Here is a 17557-nt window from a genome sequence, read left to right as displayed (position 1 = left end):
AACAAGCCATCGAATTGTAGTTGGCCTGTCAAAGGCCGATTAGAGCTCCGAGCGTCTTACGTCTGCTACACCATTAACGAATTTTAACTTGGCAATAATCTTCGCCAGACTATTGAGGTCCTTTACCTCAAGTTTCAGACTGATACGAGCGGTGTGTTCTTTAGCGTTACTCAGGCTATTCACACCCAACAAGCCAATTTTCTCGTTAGCCAGCACTGTAGTGATATCACGCAATATCCCGTCACGATCGGCGCAGTTTATCTCAATATTGGATTCGAAAGCGCCGCTACGCTCCCCCGCCCAGTTCACTTCTATGCCGCGCTCCGGGTGCTCCTGCATCAGGTGAGCAAGCTGCTCACAATCTTCGCGATGCACACTCACGCCGCGGCCCTGGGTAATAAAGCCCATAATGGGGTCACCTGGCAAAGGTTGACAGCAACCGGCCAACTGGGTCATCAGATTGCCCACTCCTTCTACCACCACCGCATCTTTCCCCTGAGCAGGGTGCGGCTTTTTCTTAAGGCGCAAGTCCAGCGGGGCAGGCGGGGCATTGCGCTGCTGCAAGTAATTCACTACCTGATACAAACGCACATCGCCACCGCCTATGGCCACATACAAATCATCCAGGTGAGTGAAATTAAACTTCTCGCAGGCCTCTGCGGCTTCTTTGAGCGGCAAATTAATTCGCTGCAGCTCTTTTTCCAGGGTTTCCTTACCGGCTTGCAGATTTTTGTCGCGGTCGAGTTTCTTAAACCAGGTATGGATCTTGGCTCTGGCTCGGGACGAGTGCACATAACCCAAATGCGGATTCATCCAGTCGCGACTGGGATTGGGGTGCTTGCCCGTTAGAATCTCTACCTGGTCGCCGGTTTGCAACTGATAGGTAAAAGGCACAATACGGCCAAATACCTTAGCGCCGATACAGCGGTGACCGACATTGGAGTGAATGTAGTAGGCAAAATCCAGTGGCGTTGAACCAAGTGGCAGGTCCACCACATCACCTTTAGGGGTAAAGACATACACCCTGTCATCAAATACCTGGCTGCGCAGCTCTTCAACCAAGTCACCCGTCTCAGCCATTTCTTCCTGCCATTGCAGAATTTTACGCAGCCAGTTAATTTTCTCTTCGTAACCGCTACGCCCACCCGGCGCGCCCTCTTTATACTTCCAGTGGGCAGCCACCCCCAGCTCAGCATCCTGATGCATTTGCTGGGTACGAATCTGAATCTCCACTGCCTTGCCCTGCGGCCCAACCACCACGGTATGAATAGACTGGTAGCCATTGGGTTTAGGGGTAGCAATATAATCATCAAATTCGCGGGGAATGTGTTTCCAGTTAGCGTGCACAATCCCCAGCGCGCCATAACAATCCTGCAGACGTTCAGCAATAATCCTTACCGCACGGATATCAAACAGCTCATCAAAACCCAGGTGCTTTTTCTGCATCTTTTTCCAGATGCTATAGATATGTTTGGGCCGCCCGTATACTTCAGCGCGAATTTGTTGCTCCGTTAACTGCTGCTGCAAATTGCTAACAAAATCCAGAATGTATTGCTCTCTGTCCTCGCGTTTTTCATCCAGAAGGTTGGCAATCTGTCGGTACGTTTCCGGATGCAAATACCGAAATGACAGGTCTTCCAACTCCCATTTCAGTTGCCCAATGCCAAGCCTATTGGCCAGAGGGGCATAAATGCTGGCACATTCTTTAGCGACCAATACGCGGGTTTCTTCGTCAGCGTTTTTGACTTCACGCAGGGTGCAAATACGTTCTGCCAGCTTGATGACCACAGCGCGCACATCTTCCACCATGGCCAGCAACATCCTGCGCAGATTATCAATCTGCGCCTCATCAGTACGGGCCTGTTTGTTGCTATGCAGCGTACGAATGGCGTCCATCCGTCTGACCCCTTGCACCAATCCCAGGATATGCGGATTGGTCAGCTCCAGAATTTTTTCTTCGCTCCATTGCTGCTGCTCAATGAGCGGCAGCATTAGCGCAGTTTGCAGGGTGTCGTCATCCATGTGCAGATCATGCAGAATCTCCACCATTTCGCGCCCCACCAAGGGGCATTCAAAACGTTCCTGCCAGGCGCTCAGTTTCGCCGCAGTAGCATCAGACAGATGCAGTGACACCAACCACTGGGTAAAAGGAACGGTTTGTTTGTGCACCTTGCGAATGGAAACCATGATCTCAGTTATCAGCCATTAATTGTGAATTACATCAGCCCTGAGCTTCGCAAAAAATGCCGATGCATGCCAGCCCTATGCCTTTGAAAAATGCGCCATCAGTTCGGTATGTGCGGTATTGGGGAACATATCCATCAGGCCAATTTTGTCAACTTGCCAGCCTTTATCTATGAGTACTGCTGCATCCCGGGCAAAAGTAGCTGGATTACAGGAAACATACAAAATCCCCTTGGGATTGAGTTTGTGTAGAACCGACATCAGCGCCTGCGCACCGGCACGGGCAGGATCAAGCAGCACTTTGTCTATCTGCGACGGGAGTTTAGCCAGTGCCGCTGTGTCGGATAAATCCAGGCACTGAAAATCAACCTGCAAGCCATTTTCGCTGGCATTTATTGCGGCGCGCTTAACCATTGCCTCAATACCTTCCACACCGGTCACCTGAGCACCGGCATGGGCCAGTGGCAAACTAAAGTTGCCCACCCCGCAAAACAAATCCAGTATCTGTTCACCCGGTTTGACTTGCAGCCAAGTCAGCGCCTGGCTGACCATGGCCTGATTCACCACATTATTCACCTGAATAAAATCATTGGGGCCAATAGCCAAACTCAGTTCGGCAGAGGGTGAATAGTGGGCATCCTGGCTAGTACCGCCTACCAGCTCAAAGCGGTTTGGCGCCGTTTCCAGCAGCAGTCTGAGGCTATTGTCCTCAGCAAACTGGCTAAGTCTGACCAGATCCTCACCAGGCAGCGCACGGGTAACACGCAAACACAATTGCACCTGGTCATCGGCATCCAGCACACTGATATGGCCTAACTGCTTGGTGCCTTTGAGCAGTTTAATCAGGCTGAGCAATGGCGGCAGTATGGCTTGCAGTGGCTCGCTCAAAATAGCGCACTGTTTTATCGATACCACCTGATCGCTGCCCTTGGCACGAAAGCCTACCTTCACGTCAGCTTTATTTTGTGCGTCAATGGCAAGCCGGGCTTTACGTCTATAGCCCTGGGCAGGCCCTAATAATGGCGCCTGCCAATTGAGGGTTTTTATGCCGGTCTGACGCTTGAGCAGCTGGTCTACCGCCTGTTGCTTGTGAACAAGTAGTTCAGTCTGGCCAATATGCTGATTCTGACAGCCGCCACATTCACGGCTGTGCGGGCAAAAAGGCTCGATACGCTCAGCACTGGGAGTTAACACCTTAACCGCCAGGCCTTGCCAGTAACGGGGTTTCTTGTCAGTGATACGCACTTCTAGCTGTTCACCGGGCAAGCCGCCTTCAACAAACACCACGGGCTGATGACTTCGGCAGACACCCAGCCCACCATGTTCTAAATCATCAATGCTAAGGGTAAGCTTGGGTGCACCAATAGGGCTTGGTTTCTTGCCTTTGGGCGCTTTATAAATCTGAACCATAAAGTCGTTACTTCTCCAGGATCACAGTCGCCACCGCATAATGTTGCTCATCAGCAATGCTCAGGTGGGTAGCACTCACCCCTTTCTCGTCACAAAGCACCTGCAAATTACCACTAAGCAGTAAAAACGGGGCGCCGCTGGCGTGGTGGCCAATCTCCATCTGCCTGAAGCTAATACCATTGCCAATTCCCGTGCCGATCGCTTTTACCATGGCTTCCTTAGCTGCAAAGCGTTTCGCTAAGAAACGTTCGGGATAATTATGCTGTTTATAGTCTTCCAGTTCAGCGTCGGTCAGCACGCGCTCAGCCAGGCGCTGAGATTTTGCCAGCGCATCACCAATACGCTTGATCTCGACAATATCGGTGCCCATTCCCACTATGGCCATTGGCGATCAGCCTCGCGCTTCCAGCATCAGGCGTTTCATATCTGCCACGGCTTTGTGCAGGCCATCAAACACCGCCCGGCCAACAATGGCATGCCCTATATTCAGCTCAATCATTTCAGGAATGGCGGCAATAGGTTTGACGTTATGATAAGTCAGGCCATGTCCGGCGTTGACCTTCAGTCCCAGACTGTGGGCATAACGGGCCCCTTCGGCAATTTTTGCCAGTTCAATGTCACGCTCATGTTCATTGCGCGCTTCGGCGTAAGCGCCGGTATGCAGTTCGATATAAGGAGCACCACTGGCTTTGGCAGCATCGATTTGCGCGTTGTCAGCATCAATAAACAACGACACAAGAATTCCGTCAGCAGCTAAACGGCCACTGGCCAGCCGGATTTTTTCCAGGTTACCGGCCACATCCAGACCGCCTTCAGTGGTCAGCTCTTCACGCTTTTCAGGCACCAGGCAACAAAATTCAGGGCGAATGCGCGAGGCGATCATTAGCATCTCCTCGGTGACCGCCATCTCCAGGTTCATACGGGTTTGCAGTGTCTGACGCAAAATTTCCACGTCGCGATCAATAATGTGTCGCCTGTCTTCACGCAAATGAATGGTGATGCCGTCTGCGCCGGCCCGTTCAGCGATCTCTGCGGCATGCACAGGGTCCGGGTAGGCCGTACCTCTGGCATTTCTTAAGGTGGCAACATGGTCGATATTGACCCCTAGCAGAATCTCTTTCATTTTGCTCATAACTCCACTAATTAGTTTGGAAAAGCTCTCTGCTTTTCAACGGCTTATTCCCCAATAAGGGTTTAAGCATAATGCGGTTGATAAATTTTGCACTGCGTAGTGCTTCCGGCGTCCACTGGCCTTCACCAATTTGCATCAACCAGTCGCCACGAAAATCGTTCACCGTTGCTCGCTGCACGGCACTGAGCACAAAGCCTTGTTCGACATCAAGACAGTAAAAAGTGTCGCTACGCAGGGGCTGCTGGGTTTGCGCATCAAAGCCAAAATCCAGTTGATATCCCAGCTCACTGAGCAGCAAGAGTTCATATTCCCTAAGCAACGGCTCAAACGCCTCTTTAGCCAGCAGCGCTTGCAGACTCTGAACATAGGCATCAAACAAAGGTTCCACCGCCAACTCCAGTGGCAATAAACGCTGCAACAACTCATTCAGGTACATGGCGCAAAACAACGCAGAGCCCTGTAGTTGAAATGCACGCCCGGTACTTTCCACCTGTTTAAGGTTTTTTAATTCATGACGGCCAACCAAACTGATCTGCACGGGCACAAAAGGCTGTAACACACTGCGATTGGCATTTTTGCTATTGCGCACCCCTTTGGCTACGAAGCTGATCCGTCCCATCTCTCGACTAAAAATGTCCACCAGAAAGCTGGTTTCCCGGTAGGGTCGTCGATGTAAAACGAAGGCGTCGAGGTTGTCGTAGGTCAAAGGTGAATCCGCTGTTCAGAATAAGCGCATGATACCAGCAGTTAAGAGGAAAAGTCGTTCAGCTCTGACGGATCCGGACAATTTTCATATATTCAAATTCCATACCGGCCACCAGCTCAGTATCTGGATAATAGGTAATATTGATAAGTGCCCCTTGCAAGCTGCGGTAGCGTTTTTTGCGCCGGAACTTAAAGGGCACATCCAGTCCTTCCAGCATCAGGGTGTTGACCAGCCAGTCATCTTCCTCTCGTTGCACATGAGAGCGCACTTTCATATCCACAGAGTGAGTCAGGTTAGGATGCCGTTCGAGCATTTGTGCCACGGCTTTCGCGGACTTTTTCATAAAGGCGCCAGTGCCTCCACCAAGAGTTGCAACGACACTTTACCGCGAAAGTGGTTGATATCTAGTTTGTACGCCAGTTGTACCTGCTTAATTTGCCTATTTGGCCAAACAGCGAGATCCACATTAAAGGCGATAGCATCCAAAAGCTGGCCGCCGGGATGTTTAACCATCATTTTCAGATGTTTCTCCCCCACCAAGCGTTGATCCAGAAGCTCAAACTCACCGTCAAACAAAGGTTCTTCAAAACCTTGCCCCCAAGGGCCAGACTCTTTAAGTAGCTGGGCAAAATCAAGTGATACTTCTGTCGATGCCAACTGCCCATCAGACAACAGCTCGCCTTTTAATTGACGACCTTCCAGCCATTCGCCAGCCACCTGCACAAACACTTGCTCGAATGCACTGAGCTTGTCCACTGACAATGACAAACCAGCTGCCATGGCATGACCACCGAACTTGTCAATGATGCCGGGATAACGGCTGTTAATTTCCTCTAGCAGATCGCGAATATGCAAACCGGGAATGGAACGGGCAGAACCTTTAACAATATTGTCATCCTGATGAGCAAAGGCGATTGTAGGGCGAAAATAACGCTCCTTAATGCGCCCGGCCAGAATACCAATAACACCCTGATGCCAATCAGCCTGATACAACACCAATCCGGCTGGCAGTGCTTGCTCATTGAAGCTCAGCATCTCAAGGGTCTTAAGGGCCTCGGATTGCATGCTGCTTTCGATTTCACGCCTCTCCCGGTTCAAGCAATCCAGCTCCACCGCCATGCGTCGGGCTTTGCCTTCTTCTTCTGCCAACAGACATTCAATGCCCATCGCCATATCGTCCAGACGCCCGGCAGCATTCAGTCTCGGGCCTAGTACAAAGCCTAAATCAGAAGCGACAATCTGGCCACATTCTCTATTAGCCACTTCCACCATAGCTCGGATACCAGGACGGCAGCGGCCACTGCGAATGCGCTGTAACCCTTGGTGAACCAAAATACGGTTGTTTTGATCCAGTTGAACCACATCGGCAACGGTACCTAGTGCCACTAAGTCCAATAGCTCAGCCAAATTAGGTACCGACATTTGCTGCTGCTCAAACCAGCCAAGTTCCTGTAGGTGCCGGCACAAGGCCAGCATCAAATAAAATGCAACGCCCACGCCCGCCAGGTTCTTTGAAGGAAACTCGCATCCTGCCAGATTAGGGTTCACTATGGCATCAGCAACGGGCAATTCAGCGCCAGGTAAGTGGTGATCGGTAATCAACAATTGCATACCGAGTTCCTGCGCGCGCGTGGCACCCGCCAGGCAGGCAATACCGTTGTCTACCGTCAGCAGCAATTGTGCCCCTTGCTGATGGGCCACATCAACTATCTGCGGGCTTAAGCCATAGCCAAAATCAAAGCGGTTTGGCACTAAATAATCAATCTGCCGGGCTCCCATGCGTTTTAAGGCCAGCATACACAGTGCCGTGCTGGTGGCACCATCAGCATCAAAATCGCCGATAATCACCACCTTGCGCCCTTGCATCAAGGCATCACCTAACACCTTGACGGCTTCGGACATACCTTTGAGGCGTTGATAATGAGCAAGATCTTTGGTGCTACGCTGGAGTTGCTGCACAGAATTAACACCGCGGCAGGCATAAATCTGCTGCAAACGTGGGTGAAGGCTATTGTCGTCATCCAGCCAGGGCTGGGCTTGCCGGTATTGAATATTCAGAGTCATAGAATATAAAGGGCGCTTTCGCGCCCCTCATCAGGAATTATGCTCGTCTAACACAGCTTTAAGTGATGTTGGAGGCTGGTAGCCGGGTATCAACGTGCCGTCTTCCAGGATAATAGCGGGCGTGCCGTTAATACCAATCTGCTGACCAAAATCATATTGTTCGCTAACCTTGCTGGCACAGGTTTTACTGGCGATATTTTTACCTGCTTTAGCTTCAGTCATGGCTTTTTTCGGGTCATCGGCACACCACACGGAAAGCAGATCTTTATAGCCTTCGCTATTTACACCGCCACGAGGAAATGCCAGATAACGCACGGTAATACCAAGATCATTGTAGTCATCAATTTGCGAGTGAAGCTTGCGACAATAGCCACAAGTGGTATCGGTAAATACCGTTACCTTGTACTTTTCATCTTTGGCTTTGAACTCGACCATGGAATCATCAAATTTCTTCACCCCTGCAGCACGCACTACACCCAGCGTCATTTCGGTTTCATTTATCATCTCATTGTTCAGATTAAATACCCGACCATGCACTAAATATTTGCCATCCTGGCTGATATAAAACAGTCCTCGGCTGGTTAATGCCTGTAATAAACCAGGTACAGGAGATGGCTCAATGCTGCTTACTGCCAAGCCCAGATTTTCAACCAACTTGGCCTTTACCGCACTGTAATCTTCCTTGGCCTGAACACCAAACGCCAGGCTACCGAGTAAAGCCGAGGTCATGATCAGTTTTGCTATTCGCATCATAGAAATTCCAACGTCTAAGGGGATTGATACTTTAGACCCGTCCACTGGCCTAAAAGTTACATTGAGTGTAATTGTACCTGTTGAATAGACATGAGTCCAAGACGCAACGCGTTGGAACAGCCGCTTAGCAAGACCATCAACCTTGATTACATAAGCGAAAATTGTGCAACAACCCCTGGCGCTCAAATCCTAATTTTTCATATAACCCCAAGCCTGCACTAGATGCTTGCAGCATCATATAACTTGCTTGCCATTGTCGTGCCATGGGGATCAATTGCTCCATCATCTGCCTGGCAACCCCCTGCCCTTGCACAGCCTTAGCCACCCCTAACTGATGCAGTCCAACGACATCGCCGGTTTTATACAAAACGGCGGTACCCACGGCTTGTTTTCCCTGCGTTGCAAGTAGCAAACGCACTTCATTATGGCCGCGTAGTGTTCGCATAACCTTGATGTCAATGTCATACCCAAAAGCTTGCTGACATATCTGCCACCAGTCATGCAACATCGCATCATCGCAGACATCCACCAAAGTGATGCTGGGCGAGTAGCCTGGGGAATGTTCCACCTTCAGATTCAGGTACATTTGCACCAGTTGACCAGAGAGCGTCAGTCCATCAACATAGTCGGCGCAAACCTCGTTCGTTCCTTGCTCTGTCCATACCGGCACCACTGTTTTGCAATGCCCGGTCTGCAAGACAGTCTGCAACTCAGCACCAGAGGCCGATGCACCCAGACTGTCTGGCCATAATCGGTAGGGCCAGCTATTTGACTGCCACCATTGCTCTCCCTGCACCTCCACAGGGGTAGCCCCCATCAATTTCCATAGCGCGGATTGGTTTAATATATTGGCTTTCCATAAGGCAGTCGTGCTCATCCGGCATTTCTCCAATTGATTAACAAGATCCCACAGATCAGCGAGACAATCCCCAATGCTTTCAAGCTATCTAGTGGTTTGACTGGTAAACCAAACCAACCATAATGACTGGCCAACATGGCCACCAGTAACTGACCGGTCAGGGCAAACGACATCATAGGTCCGACACCCATCTTGGGAATAAGGAAGTAGAACAACCCGACGCCCAGCGCACTGAGTACGCCGCCAAACCATAAGTGCAGGGGTACCGCCTGCCAGATTTCCATTTTGGGTAGATGCTGACTACTGACCAGCAAAACGGTAAAGGTCACCAGCATACTGCTGGTAAAGGCAATCGCCGTGGCCCAGATAGAAGAACGCAGTAACACCCCCAACTGCGCATTCATACTGGCTTGCGTGGCAATGGCAGCACCGGCCAGCAATGCCAACATGCCTAGAAAGGTCATTGCCATGCCACCAATTCAGACAAGGGTACTCGGACCTTGGCTTTTTTGGCGGCCTGGTCGTCAGGATGCCGGTAGCCTAATGCACAAACAAATGATGTGGTCTGCGCAAAACGCGCCAGTCCCAGCACCTCATCAAAACCCTGTCGTTCGATACCTGTCATCGGGCACGTATCAATACGCAGCATGGCAGCGCTGGTCAGTAGCGTACCCAGAGCAATGTAGGCCTGTTCGTGCGCCCATTGAAGTTGGGCTTGAGCCGTCATGCCTCCCAGCGCAGATTTCATATGCTCGGCGTAGCCCTTATGTTGTTCAAGCGTCTCCTGACGAACGCTGCCAAGCTGCTGGAAGTAGTCATCCACTAGCGCAGTAACAGGCTTGGTTGACACGGTAAAGACCAACAAATGTGAGCAATCTCTGACCTTATTCTGCCCATAGGAATGAGGCAGTAATTGATCTCGCAGTGATTTGCTGCTGATGGCAAAAATCCGGTATGGCTGCAGACCATAAGCAGATGCACTGAGGCTGGTGGCCTCAAGTAACTGCTGTACCTGTGCATCTTCCAACAACTGCTCAGAAAAACTACGTACGGCATAACGCCAATTCAGGGCTTCTATCAACGACATCACATATCTCCCACAAGGTTGTATGGATGCAGCATACTCAGCAGGAAAATGTCACTCATTTACATAGGTTGATTTTTCTGTGTTTTTCTAATGCGACTTAGCTGGGTCGGGGTGATCCCCAAATGGGATGCAATCAGATACTGTGGCAACCTATCGGTAAGATGGCCGTACTCCGTTATAAAACGAGCATAGCGGGACGCTGCGTCCTGTTGCACCAGAGCGACTTCGCGGCTGTCCTTGGCTTTTAACCAGTTAGTTTCCAGATAGTGCACCTGGAACAACGCCAGATCATGATGTTCTTTAAGCAGTTGCCTGAAACCGGCAAAATTAATCTCCAGCAGACTGGTATCTTCCAATGCCTGCAAGGCAAAGGCAGATGGGCGAGACTCCAGTAAGGCCGTCATGCTGCCGGGGAAATTGCCTTCAGCAAAAAACATCTTGTTGTATTCCCGGCCTTCATTATCTTGCACATAAATGCGCATCAATCCCCGATACACAAAAGCAAAGCGGTCAGGCAACTCGCCTGCGGTTAACCAAAGCTCACCTTTTCGCAAATGACGCAGGCGGCATATGCCCTGGATCGCTTGCCAGGTCTTATCACTAATAGGCGCATAGCTGAGCATGGCATGATGCATTGCAGCCAGTGCCATGCTTAGTTCCCGCTGTTGGAAAGGAAGCCCAGTCTTCATCAGGCTTTTGCAAAAACCGGCGCATCAAAATCTTGCGGCTCATCGGTATAAACACACACATTCCAATCCGCTGCCAGACCGGTTTCTGCCAAGCAGTAAGTGGCAAAGAACTCGGTAATCTCTTTACGCTGACAGTGCGCTTCAAAGCTGGCCATATCTGCCCAGATCTCGTTAAAGGCAATGGCAAAACTCTTTCCTTCAGCGAAAGGGCTGGCGATATGCCTCGTCACCACATATTGCAAGCAGCCGTCTTCGCGCAGGGTATTGGGCTCCAGCGATTGCAGCACCTGAAACAGCGCATGCTCCTTGCCTGGTTTAGGTTGAAACTGCGCAATACAGTAGACTTTCTTAGACATGATACTTCCTCAAATATGCTGCTTTGCTCGCCTTAAAGTATGAGTGGTTCAAGGCTGCAGCAGTTGATACCGCCAACCTTCCCCCTGTCGGACGTAAAGCTCGCGCAAATGCAGACGTGACGTCTTAAAGGTTAGAAACTCTATCTTGGCGGGGTGAATACAATAACCGCCCCAGTTAGCCGGGCGGGGGATTATGGCATTTCCACGCTCGCGAGTCAGGTGGTTAACCTGATCAAACATGCTCTGCTCATCGACCATTTCGGCACTTTGCTGTAACGCCAGGGTGCTAATTTGTGCATCTCGGCTACGACTCTGCCAGTAAGCATTGGCAAGCTCGTCCTCAACAAGCTGCGCTATACCTTTAACCCGCACCTGATAGCCAAGGTGATCCCACCATATCGTCATCGCCGTATTGGGATTGTGTTGAATCGCCACGCTTTTGGGTGCGTCCAGATTAGTACAAAAAATAAATCCCCGCGATTCAACGGCCTTAAGGTCAACAAAACGTCCGTCCGGCATGCCGTCTTTGTCCACAGTGGAAACACAGACCGCACTTTTTTGCTGCAGAGGGGAATCAGCCTGCGCCTGCTGCCACCATAAATTAAACTTCTGTATCGGATCCAGCATAAGAGCGTCTCTATTGCGCATCGGCGTAAATATCTGGCCGGTAAATTTCCATAAAGGTTTGTGGTTTATTCAGCGAGGTAAAGCCGTATTTTTGATACAAACCATGCGCATCAAAAGTCGCTAGGGTAAAACGTCTTACCCCCTGAATACTGGGATGTGCGGATACGGCTTCCATTAAGCGGCGTGAGATTCCCTGACCGCGGAATTCGGGCCAAACCACCACATCGACTAAATTAGCGAAAGTCGCCTGATCGGTAATAATGCGACAAAAGCCCACCTGCAGTTCATCCAGATAAGCACCGATACAGACCGAGTGCTCAATGGACTTTTCTACTGTAGCTAAGGGTATTCCCTTGGCCCAGGTACTTTGTGTGGTCAGAAAATGGTGGATCCTGACAATATCCAGCTTGGACTTATCATCGCTAACAACCAAGGTATCCATTGGCACTCCGTCGGATTTAAAAAGGCTCTGGGGGCATCTTACCCAGGCGCAGGCATTACACCACCAAGCTTATGTAACAGCTTGTTATAAAGGCAGAAAGTACCACTAACCTCGAGGGTGATGGTCTTCAATCAGGCTTTGCAGTCTTTCGGTCGCCACATGGGTATAGATTTGCGTGGTAGACAGATCTGAATGCCCTAACAGCATCTGTACTACCCGCAGATCCGCGCCATGATTTAACAGATGGGTGGCAAAAGCGTGGCGCAGGGTATGCGGTGACAGACTTTGCAAGGCAATACCCGCTTGCGGGGCGTAGTATTTAATCCTGTGCCAAAAAGTCTGACGGGTCATCTGCTGACCACGACTGGAAGGAAACAACACATCGGTTTGTTGTTTAAGTAGCAATGCCCTGCCCCGTTTTAGATAGGTTTGCAGCCACTCCAGGGCCACCTCACCCATGGGTACCAAACGGTCTTTGTTACCTTTACCGGTAACCCGGATAACCCCCTGCACTGTGCTGACCTGGCCAAGCCTTAAACTCACCAGTTCACTGACTCGAAGGCCGGTGGCATATAATAGCTCCAACATAGCTTTGTCTCTGAGCTGCACAGGATCGTCAATGTTGGGGGCGTCGAGCAAACGTTCTACCTGACGCTCCGACAAGGTTTTAGGCAAGGGTTTGCCCAGTTTAGGATTTTGCAGAATCGCGACCGGATCATCATCCCGGTATTTTTCCCGCAACACATAAGCAAAGTAGGCACGCAGACTGGAGAGAAATCTGGCATTACTGCGCTCAGAGAGCTGCTGATCGTAACGGTACGCGAGAAACGCCTGAATATCTTCGCTTTGTACTTCTAGCAATTCGACAGACTGCCTGGATAAGAACTGGCAAAACTTGCTCAAGTCACTTCGATAAGCCGATAAGGTGTTGTCACTTAGCCCTTTTTCCAGCCACAAAGCATCTACAAATGCATCAATTTGCTGCTGGTTTTGTTCAGAAATCATCGGCTTATCGCTAATACTCAACACCATGCTATCCCGTTCAGAATGACGCCTCATCTTAGCATTGCCTGCACTTGTCACGAAATCTGCTTGCCTACACCTACCGAATCTGACCTAAAATGGTGCAAAACGACCTGGAGAAACCGATATGGCCGGCGAGCAACGTGACCTTACCTTAAGATTTCTGGCCGAACCTGCCGACGTGAACTTTGGTGGCAAAGTACACGGCGGCGCCGTAATGAAGTGGATAGACTTAGCCGCCTATGCCTGCGCAGCAGGCTGGAGCGGAAAATACTGTATCACCGCCTATGCAGGGGGGATCCGTTTTGTCCGGCCTATTCAGGTGGGTAATCTGGTGGAAGTCCGGGCCAGGGTGATTTATACCGGACGCACTTCTATGCATCTGGCGCTGGACGTGATGGCTGGTGACCCTAAGCAAAGCGAACGCCATCTCACCACCCACTGCATTGTGATCATGGTCGCGGTGGATGAAGAAGGTAAACCCACTGCCGTGCCGGAATGGATACCGCAAACCGAAGAAGATAAGTTTCTCCGCGAGTCGGCCTTACGACTGGTGCAGATGCGAGAAAAAATCGGCGATGAAATGGCCGCACATATCAAACATCTTGGTTTATAAGCTCGTATCGCTCAGAGCCATGCAGCCGGAGCGGTTCTCTGGCACAATAGGCGCTATGTTTTTTTTGTGTGTTCGGCGATGACAGACAGCAGTTTAAAAATCGGTTTGTTTTACGGCTCCACGACCTGCTACACCGAAATGGCGGCGGAGAAAATCCGCGCCGCCTTAGGTGAAGATCTGGTCGAGATGTATAACATCAAAGATGCGCCACTTAAGCATGCCGAGCAATTTGATATCCTGATTTTTGGCATATCCACCTGGGACTTTGGTGAGCTTCAGGAGGATTGGGAATCTCACTGGAGTGATATCCGCACCCTCAACCTACAAGGTAAGATTGTCGCGTTGTTTGGCCTGGGCGACCAAATGGGCTATGCAGACTGGTATCAGGACGCCCTGGGCATGTTACATGACGAGTTGTTAGTTTTGGATTGTCAGCTCATTGGTTACTGGCCTAACCAGGGTTACGAATTTGCCGCCTCCAAGGCCCTCACCCAAGACGGCAGCCATTTTGTCGGACTGGCGCTGGATGACGAAAACCAGTTTGATCAAACCGATACCCGCATCAGCCAGTGGGTTGATCAGTTACTGGATGAATTACAGCAACTTTAATTGGAATTTCCATGCATCAGGCTCCCATTTTAATCACCGGCGCGGCCCAACGTATCGGCTTGTATTGCGCCAAAGCCTTTCACAAGCAAGGCTATCCCGTCGTTATCAGCTATCGCCGCCATCGTCCCTTAGTCGACGAGTTGCAAGCCAGTGGTATTGATTGTATCCAGGCTGATTTTGCCGATGCCCAAGGGGTGCAACACTTTATCGAAACGATAAAACAGCGCTACAGCAGTCTGCGCGCCATTATTCATAATGCTTCAGACTGGCACTCGGATCAGGACGGTGAGTTAGCAGACGTATTCGACGCGATGATGGCCATTCATGCCAAGGCACCATTGCTAGTCAACCAGGCCCTGGCCCCTATGCTAAACAGCGACAGGGCCGACATAGTGCATATGACGGATTTTGTCGCCCAAACCGGTAGCGCCAAACATATGGCCTACGCCGCTTCCAAAGCCGCCTTGGAGAACCTGACCTTGTCGCTGGCGCGAAAATTGGCCCCCAAGGTTAAAGTGAACGCCATCGCCCCAGCCCTGATTTGCTTTAACGACGGGGATGATGCGGCGTACCGGCAAAAAACCTTAGACAAGTCCTTGCTAGGGATAGAACCCGGTGAGCAAGAGGTGTTTAAAACCCTAGACTGGCTGCTGACAAGTGACTACGTAACCGGCCGGATAATTCACCTGGATGGCGGCCGCCATTTAAACCTGCCCTGATCCTATGGACGAGTCCAGGCTGCATCGCCCATACTATCGTAACGGCCCAGACCATAGGGAAGGACGGGATATGGGTTTCGCCGACATAGTGCGAATATTTGGTTTTCGCACGGTCAGCATTGGCAAATGGGTGAGTAAGGCAGAGCAGCAACTGGCCGCCAACCTGTTTTTTGACGCCCTGTGCGATTTAATGAGCATCTTAGCGGTACCGGAACGGGTTATTTCCTTGAACGGTACCTTATCTTTGGCCTTTGGTACCGGCGGCAATAAGCACAGCAGTGCCCACTATGAGTCCACTAGTCGCACTCTGGCGCTGGCCAAAAATGCTGGCGGCGGGGCACTCGCCCATGAATGGTTTCATGCTTTTGATCATTATATCTGCCAGAAGCTGTTTAAAGGCACCACGCGCAGCAGTTTTGCCTCTGCATGCTGGTTGAACAATCAACAGGCTGTAGAGCACCCACTAAATCAGCGCCTGAGTGACTATTTTCGTTTGCTGTTCCTGGATGGACATCAAGGCAGTGCATACCTAAAACGCGCGGTGGAAATAGACAAAAAACTACAGATTTTCTATTACGCCCAACCTCAGGAGCTGGCCGCGCGAGCCTTTGAAGCCATCATTCAAGATAGGCCGCTAAAAAATGCCTTTTTGGTTCAGGGCACCAAACAAAGCCAGGAAGCGGAGTTGGGCCTTTATCCCCCCTCCGCCATGCGCACCGAACTTGGCAATCAGTTGCTCAGTTATTTTTACTTGCTAGGACAGGCACTAGACGCTCAATCCTGACAAAGGCCTCAAGCCATTGTTAAATCTTTGTAAATCAAACTAAAAACACCTAGTGTTTACTGGTTGTGCAGTAAAAAGAATAACAACAGCAAGGAGTCAGCATGAATATCGTTACCCAACCAGAAATTTTGTTGTTGGGCGTGGAAGTCAGCACTACCGCCAAACAGTTACCATCCAATATCGCTAACGCAAGGCAGCTTATATCGTCCAATCTGGCAACGATAGCCCCTGACAATGAGCCTATTTGGGTTGACGCATTTCTTGAATATCAAGGTGATATTTCACGGTATTTGATCAGTTGTCAGATTACCGCACAGGTTCCTATCCCAGATGCGCTGCGGGCAGTTAGGATTCCGCCAGCCAGCTATCTTCATCATACCTATGAGAGTGGCATGGATAAGATGAAAAAAACCTTAGATGCCATGCATGATTGGGCGGCAGAACAGCACATTCCACTTGCAGAGTTTACCCTGGACTTTAGTGAGCATAAGGATGAAGCTGAATCAGGTCATGAGCTGTTTATCGCCCTGCAACCTCCACCACAGTGGCAGTGGATATAAATTGCTCAAGCTAATCAAGATGCTGCTATTGAAGGTGCCGCGGCACCTTCAAATTCAGCGCTTTTACAGCCACTTGAACCTTTGCTGGTGTGACACCAAAGAACTCACCATCGCCTTCAATGGGCAGGTCAGGGCTGGAAATGACAAACTCTTGGTCTTGCCAATACTCCACAACCTCAGCTTGTAAATGACGGCCCTGAAATATCCGCCCCAGGTAGTAGAGTTTTTTCAGTAGATTGGCTTTCCCTATCCAGCAACAATCAAGTTTGCCATCATCAATTCGGGCGTGCGGCGCTATTTGCATACCGCCACCAAAATAACGCCCGTTGGCAAAGGCAGCGATAAAGCAGTCTGCTTGCTTCTCACGGCTACCATGCAAGTGTACTTGCTGCTCGCGATAACCCAATAACTGGCTCAGTGCAATTAACAAGTATCGCCAGCGGCGGAAACGGCGGGGCTGCTTGTCATACAGACTCGCCACCACTGCACCATCGAAGCCAATGCCCAGCACATTGGCGAAGAATCTGTCATTGCATAAACCCAGATCAACCAACTGAGTATGCTCACCCAACGCTACCGCAACAGGATCATCATTTTTACCGAACAAATTACGGGCAAAGTCGTTGCCACTGCCACAAGGAATTAGCGCGAGTCGGACCGGGCTATGCGCCAGCACATTCACTACCAAGTTAAAGGTGCCATCTCCACCAATCACCACCCAATCGCTAAACTGTGTTTTACATTCATTTAGATGACGCATATTGGCTTGTTCGTTGGCAGTGGTATGCCAGATTTCATAAGACGTTCCCCTAGTGACCAGTGCAGCACTGAGACGCTGCAGATACTGGTCGGCCTGGGTGCTGGCCAGCGGGTTAATTACGATAAGAAAACGGCGCAAACTGGGGGATGGCATGCAAATAACTATATCAACAGCAAA

Annotated in this window: 22 protein-coding genes; 5 read left to right on the top strand and 17 right to left on the bottom strand. The window is 50.5% G+C overall.

Features of this window, described 5'->3' with window-relative positions; translation table 11 throughout:
• Positions 1-39 precede the first annotated feature (39 nt).
• From relA to xerD, 16 genes are all read right to left on the bottom strand, one after another.
• Complete coding sequence (relA, locus tag J0A65_RS00760) at positions 40-2187, bottom strand: GTP diphosphokinase (protein ID WP_206592203.1); 2148 nt, start codon at positions 2185-2187, stop codon at positions 40-42.
• A gap of 75 nt (positions 2188-2262) precedes the next feature.
• Positions 2263-3594 carry a 23S rRNA (uracil(1939)-C(5))-methyltransferase RlmD gene (gene rlmD / locus J0A65_RS00755; RefSeq protein ID WP_206592202.1) on the bottom strand — a complete coding sequence of 444 codons (1332 nt, stop codon included), beginning with the start codon at positions 3592-3594 and terminating at the stop codon, positions 2263-2265.
• A gap of 7 nt (positions 3595-3601) precedes the next feature.
• On the bottom strand, positions 3602-3979 hold the full coding sequence (acpS, locus tag J0A65_RS00750; protein ID WP_206592201.1) for a holo-ACP synthase: 378 nt from the start codon (positions 3977-3979) through the stop codon (positions 3602-3604).
• A gap of 6 nt (positions 3980-3985) precedes the next feature.
• Positions 3986-4717 (bottom strand): pyridoxine 5'-phosphate synthase, encoded by a 732-nt coding sequence (gene pdxJ, locus J0A65_RS00745; RefSeq protein ID WP_206592200.1) that lies wholly within the window; start codon positions 4715-4717, stop codon positions 3986-3988.
• 16 nt (positions 4718-4733) lie between these two features.
• The gene (recO, locus tag J0A65_RS00740) at positions 4734-5432 is read right to left on the bottom strand and encodes a DNA repair protein RecO (protein ID WP_206592199.1); all 699 of its coding nucleotides are present in this window, start codon (positions 5430-5432) and stop codon (positions 4734-4736) included.
• 58 nt (positions 5433-5490) lie between these two features.
• Positions 5491-5775 carry a hypothetical protein gene (locus J0A65_RS00735; RefSeq protein ID WP_206592198.1) on the bottom strand — a complete coding sequence of 95 codons (285 nt, stop codon included), beginning with the start codon at positions 5773-5775 and terminating at the stop codon, positions 5491-5493.
• Complete coding sequence (recJ, locus tag J0A65_RS00730; RefSeq protein WP_206592197.1) at positions 5772-7496, bottom strand: single-stranded-DNA-specific exonuclease RecJ; 1725 nt, start codon at positions 7494-7496, stop codon at positions 5772-5774. Before recJ ends, J0A65_RS00735 begins: the two co-directional genes overlap by 4 nt.
• Before the next feature lie 30 nt (positions 7497-7526).
• Entirely contained in the window at positions 7527-8249 is a 723-nt protein-coding gene (gene dsbC, locus J0A65_RS00725) for a bifunctional protein-disulfide isomerase/oxidoreductase DsbC (protein ID WP_206592196.1), read from the bottom strand.
• 136 nt (positions 8250-8385) lie between these two features.
• A complete protein-coding gene (locus J0A65_RS00720; protein ID WP_206592195.1) occupies positions 8386-9126 on the bottom strand; it encodes a GNAT family N-acetyltransferase in 741 nt (246 codons plus the stop codon).
• Entirely contained in the window at positions 9123-9572 is a 450-nt protein-coding gene (locus tag J0A65_RS00715) for a DMT family transporter (RefSeq protein WP_206592194.1), read from the bottom strand. The genes J0A65_RS00720 and J0A65_RS00715 overlap by 4 nt, the downstream gene beginning before the upstream one ends.
• Positions 9569-10195, bottom strand: a complete 627-nt coding sequence (locus J0A65_RS00710; protein ID WP_206592193.1) for a nitroreductase family protein — start codon at positions 10193-10195, stop codon at positions 9569-9571. Before J0A65_RS00710 ends, J0A65_RS00715 begins: the two co-directional genes overlap by 4 nt.
• Positions 10196-10254: 59 nt before the next feature.
• On the bottom strand, positions 10255-10845 hold the full coding sequence (locus J0A65_RS00705; protein WP_206592192.1) for a Crp/Fnr family transcriptional regulator: 591 nt from the start codon (positions 10843-10845) through the stop codon (positions 10255-10257).
• A gap of 38 nt (positions 10846-10883) precedes the next feature.
• The gene (locus J0A65_RS00700) at positions 10884-11240 is read right to left on the bottom strand and encodes a putative quinol monooxygenase (RefSeq protein WP_206592191.1); all 357 of its coding nucleotides are present in this window, start codon (positions 11238-11240) and stop codon (positions 10884-10886) included.
• A 48-nt stretch (positions 11241-11288) separates the two neighbouring features.
• Entirely contained in the window at positions 11289-11867 is a 579-nt protein-coding gene (locus tag J0A65_RS00695) for a pyridoxine/pyridoxamine 5'-phosphate oxidase (protein WP_206592190.1), read from the bottom strand.
• 10 nt (positions 11868-11877) lie between these two features.
• Positions 11878-12309 carry a GNAT family N-acetyltransferase gene (locus J0A65_RS00690; RefSeq protein WP_206592189.1) on the bottom strand — a complete coding sequence of 144 codons (432 nt, stop codon included), beginning with the start codon at positions 12307-12309 and terminating at the stop codon, positions 11878-11880.
• Between the two features lie 105 nt (positions 12310-12414).
• Positions 12415-13314 (bottom strand): site-specific tyrosine recombinase XerD, encoded by a 900-nt coding sequence (gene xerD, locus J0A65_RS00685; RefSeq protein WP_206592519.1) that lies wholly within the window; start codon positions 13312-13314, stop codon positions 12415-12417.
• A gap of 145 nt (positions 13315-13459) precedes the next feature.
• Between xerD and J0A65_RS00680 the strand changes: the two genes are divergently transcribed.
• From J0A65_RS00680 to J0A65_RS00660, 5 genes are all read left to right on the top strand, one after another.
• Positions 13460-13948, top strand: coding sequence for an acyl-CoA thioesterase (locus J0A65_RS00680; protein WP_206592188.1), 489 nt, complete (start codon positions 13460-13462; stop codon positions 13946-13948).
• Between the two features lie 78 nt (positions 13949-14026).
• Entirely contained in the window at positions 14027-14557 is a 531-nt protein-coding gene (gene fldB, locus J0A65_RS00675) for a flavodoxin FldB (RefSeq protein WP_206592187.1), read from the top strand.
• 11 nt (positions 14558-14568) lie between these two features.
• Complete coding sequence (folM, locus tag J0A65_RS00670; protein ID WP_206592186.1) at positions 14569-15276, top strand: dihydromonapterin reductase; 708 nt, start codon at positions 14569-14571, stop codon at positions 15274-15276.
• Positions 15277-15280: 4 nt separating this feature from the next.
• A complete protein-coding gene (locus J0A65_RS00665) occupies positions 15281-16060 on the top strand; it encodes a CLCA_X family protein (protein ID WP_206592185.1) in 780 nt (259 codons plus the stop codon).
• A 101-nt stretch (positions 16061-16161) separates the two neighbouring features.
• The gene (locus J0A65_RS00660) at positions 16162-16620 is read left to right on the top strand and encodes a GyrI-like domain-containing protein (protein WP_206592184.1); all 459 of its coding nucleotides are present in this window, start codon (positions 16162-16164) and stop codon (positions 16618-16620) included.
• A 25-nt stretch (positions 16621-16645) separates the two neighbouring features.
• On the opposite strand, the gene J0A65_RS00655 is transcribed toward J0A65_RS00660, so the two are convergent.
• Positions 16646-17533, bottom strand: coding sequence for a diacylglycerol/lipid kinase family protein (locus J0A65_RS00655; RefSeq protein WP_206592183.1), 888 nt, complete (start codon positions 17531-17533; stop codon positions 16646-16648).
• Positions 17534-17557: the final 24 nt, after the last annotated feature.

This window comes from Bowmanella yangjiangensis (genome assembly GCF_017255015.1).
Taxonomy (GTDB): Bacteria; Pseudomonadota; Gammaproteobacteria; order Enterobacterales; family Alteromonadaceae; genus Bowmanella; species Bowmanella yangjiangensis.
The sequence above is the reverse complement of the archived record's forward strand: the minus strand, read 5'-3'. Positions and strand labels throughout refer to the sequence as shown.

Excerpts from the sequence above, each read along its gene's own strand:
- J0A65_RS00735 (WP_206592198.1), bottom strand. The coding sequence starts at position 5,775 with ATGAAAAAGTCCGCGAAAGCCGTGGCACAAATGCTCGAACGGCATCCT.
- fldB (WP_206592187.1), top strand. The coding sequence starts at position 14,027 with ATGACAGACAGCAGTTTAAAAATCGGTTTGTTTTACGGCTCCACGACC.
- folM (WP_206592186.1), top strand. The coding sequence starts at position 14,569 with ATGCATCAGGCTCCCATTTTAATCACCGGCGCGGCCCAACGTATCGGC.
- rlmD (WP_206592202.1), bottom strand. The coding sequence starts at position 3,594 with ATGGTTCAGATTTATAAAGCGCCCAAAGGCAAGAAACCAAGCCCTATT.
- relA (WP_206592203.1), bottom strand. The coding sequence starts at position 2,187 with ATGGTTTCCATTCGCAAGGTGCACAAACAAACCGTTCCTTTTACCCAG.
- J0A65_RS00660 (WP_206592184.1), top strand. The coding sequence starts at position 16,162 with ATGAATATCGTTACCCAACCAGAAATTTTGTTGTTGGGCGTGGAAGTC.
- recJ (WP_206592197.1), bottom strand. The coding sequence starts at position 7,496 with ATGACTCTGAATATTCAATACCGGCAAGCCCAGCCCTGGCTGGATGAC.
- dsbC (WP_206592196.1), bottom strand. The coding sequence starts at position 8,249 with ATGATGCGAATAGCAAAACTGATCATGACCTCGGCTTTACTCGGTAGC.
- pdxJ (WP_206592200.1), bottom strand. The coding sequence starts at position 4,717 with ATGAAAGAGATTCTGCTAGGGGTCAATATCGACCATGTTGCCACCTTA.
- J0A65_RS00655 (WP_206592183.1), bottom strand. The coding sequence starts at position 17,533 with ATGCCATCCCCCAGTTTGCGCCGTTTTCTTATCGTAATTAACCCGCTG.
- J0A65_RS00710 (WP_206592193.1), bottom strand. The coding sequence starts at position 10,195 with ATGTCGTTGATAGAAGCCCTGAATTGGCGTTATGCCGTACGTAGTTTT.
- xerD (WP_206592519.1), bottom strand. The coding sequence starts at position 13,314 with ATGATTTCTGAACAAAACCAGCAGCAAATTGATGCATTTGTAGATGCT.
- J0A65_RS00680 (WP_206592188.1), top strand. The coding sequence starts at position 13,460 with ATGGCCGGCGAGCAACGTGACCTTACCTTAAGATTTCTGGCCGAACCT.
- J0A65_RS00665 (WP_206592185.1), top strand. The coding sequence starts at position 15,281 with ATGGACGAGTCCAGGCTGCATCGCCCATACTATCGTAACGGCCCAGAC.
- J0A65_RS00700 (WP_206592191.1), bottom strand. The coding sequence starts at position 11,240 with ATGTCTAAGAAAGTCTACTGTATTGCGCAGTTTCAACCTAAACCAGGC.
- J0A65_RS00690 (WP_206592189.1), bottom strand. The coding sequence starts at position 12,309 with ATGGATACCTTGGTTGTTAGCGATGATAAGTCCAAGCTGGATATTGTC.
- J0A65_RS00715 (WP_206592194.1), bottom strand. The coding sequence starts at position 9,572 with ATGACCTTTCTAGGCATGTTGGCATTGCTGGCCGGTGCTGCCATTGCC.
- J0A65_RS00695 (WP_206592190.1), bottom strand. The coding sequence starts at position 11,867 with ATGCTGGATCCGATACAGAAGTTTAATTTATGGTGGCAGCAGGCGCAG.
- J0A65_RS00705 (WP_206592192.1), bottom strand. The coding sequence starts at position 10,845 with ATGGCACTGGCTGCAATGCATCATGCCATGCTCAGCTATGCGCCTATT.
- acpS (WP_206592201.1), bottom strand. The coding sequence starts at position 3,979 with ATGGCCATAGTGGGAATGGGCACCGATATTGTCGAGATCAAGCGTATT.
- J0A65_RS00720 (WP_206592195.1), bottom strand. The coding sequence starts at position 9,126 with ATGAGCACGACTGCCTTATGGAAAGCCAATATATTAAACCAATCCGCG.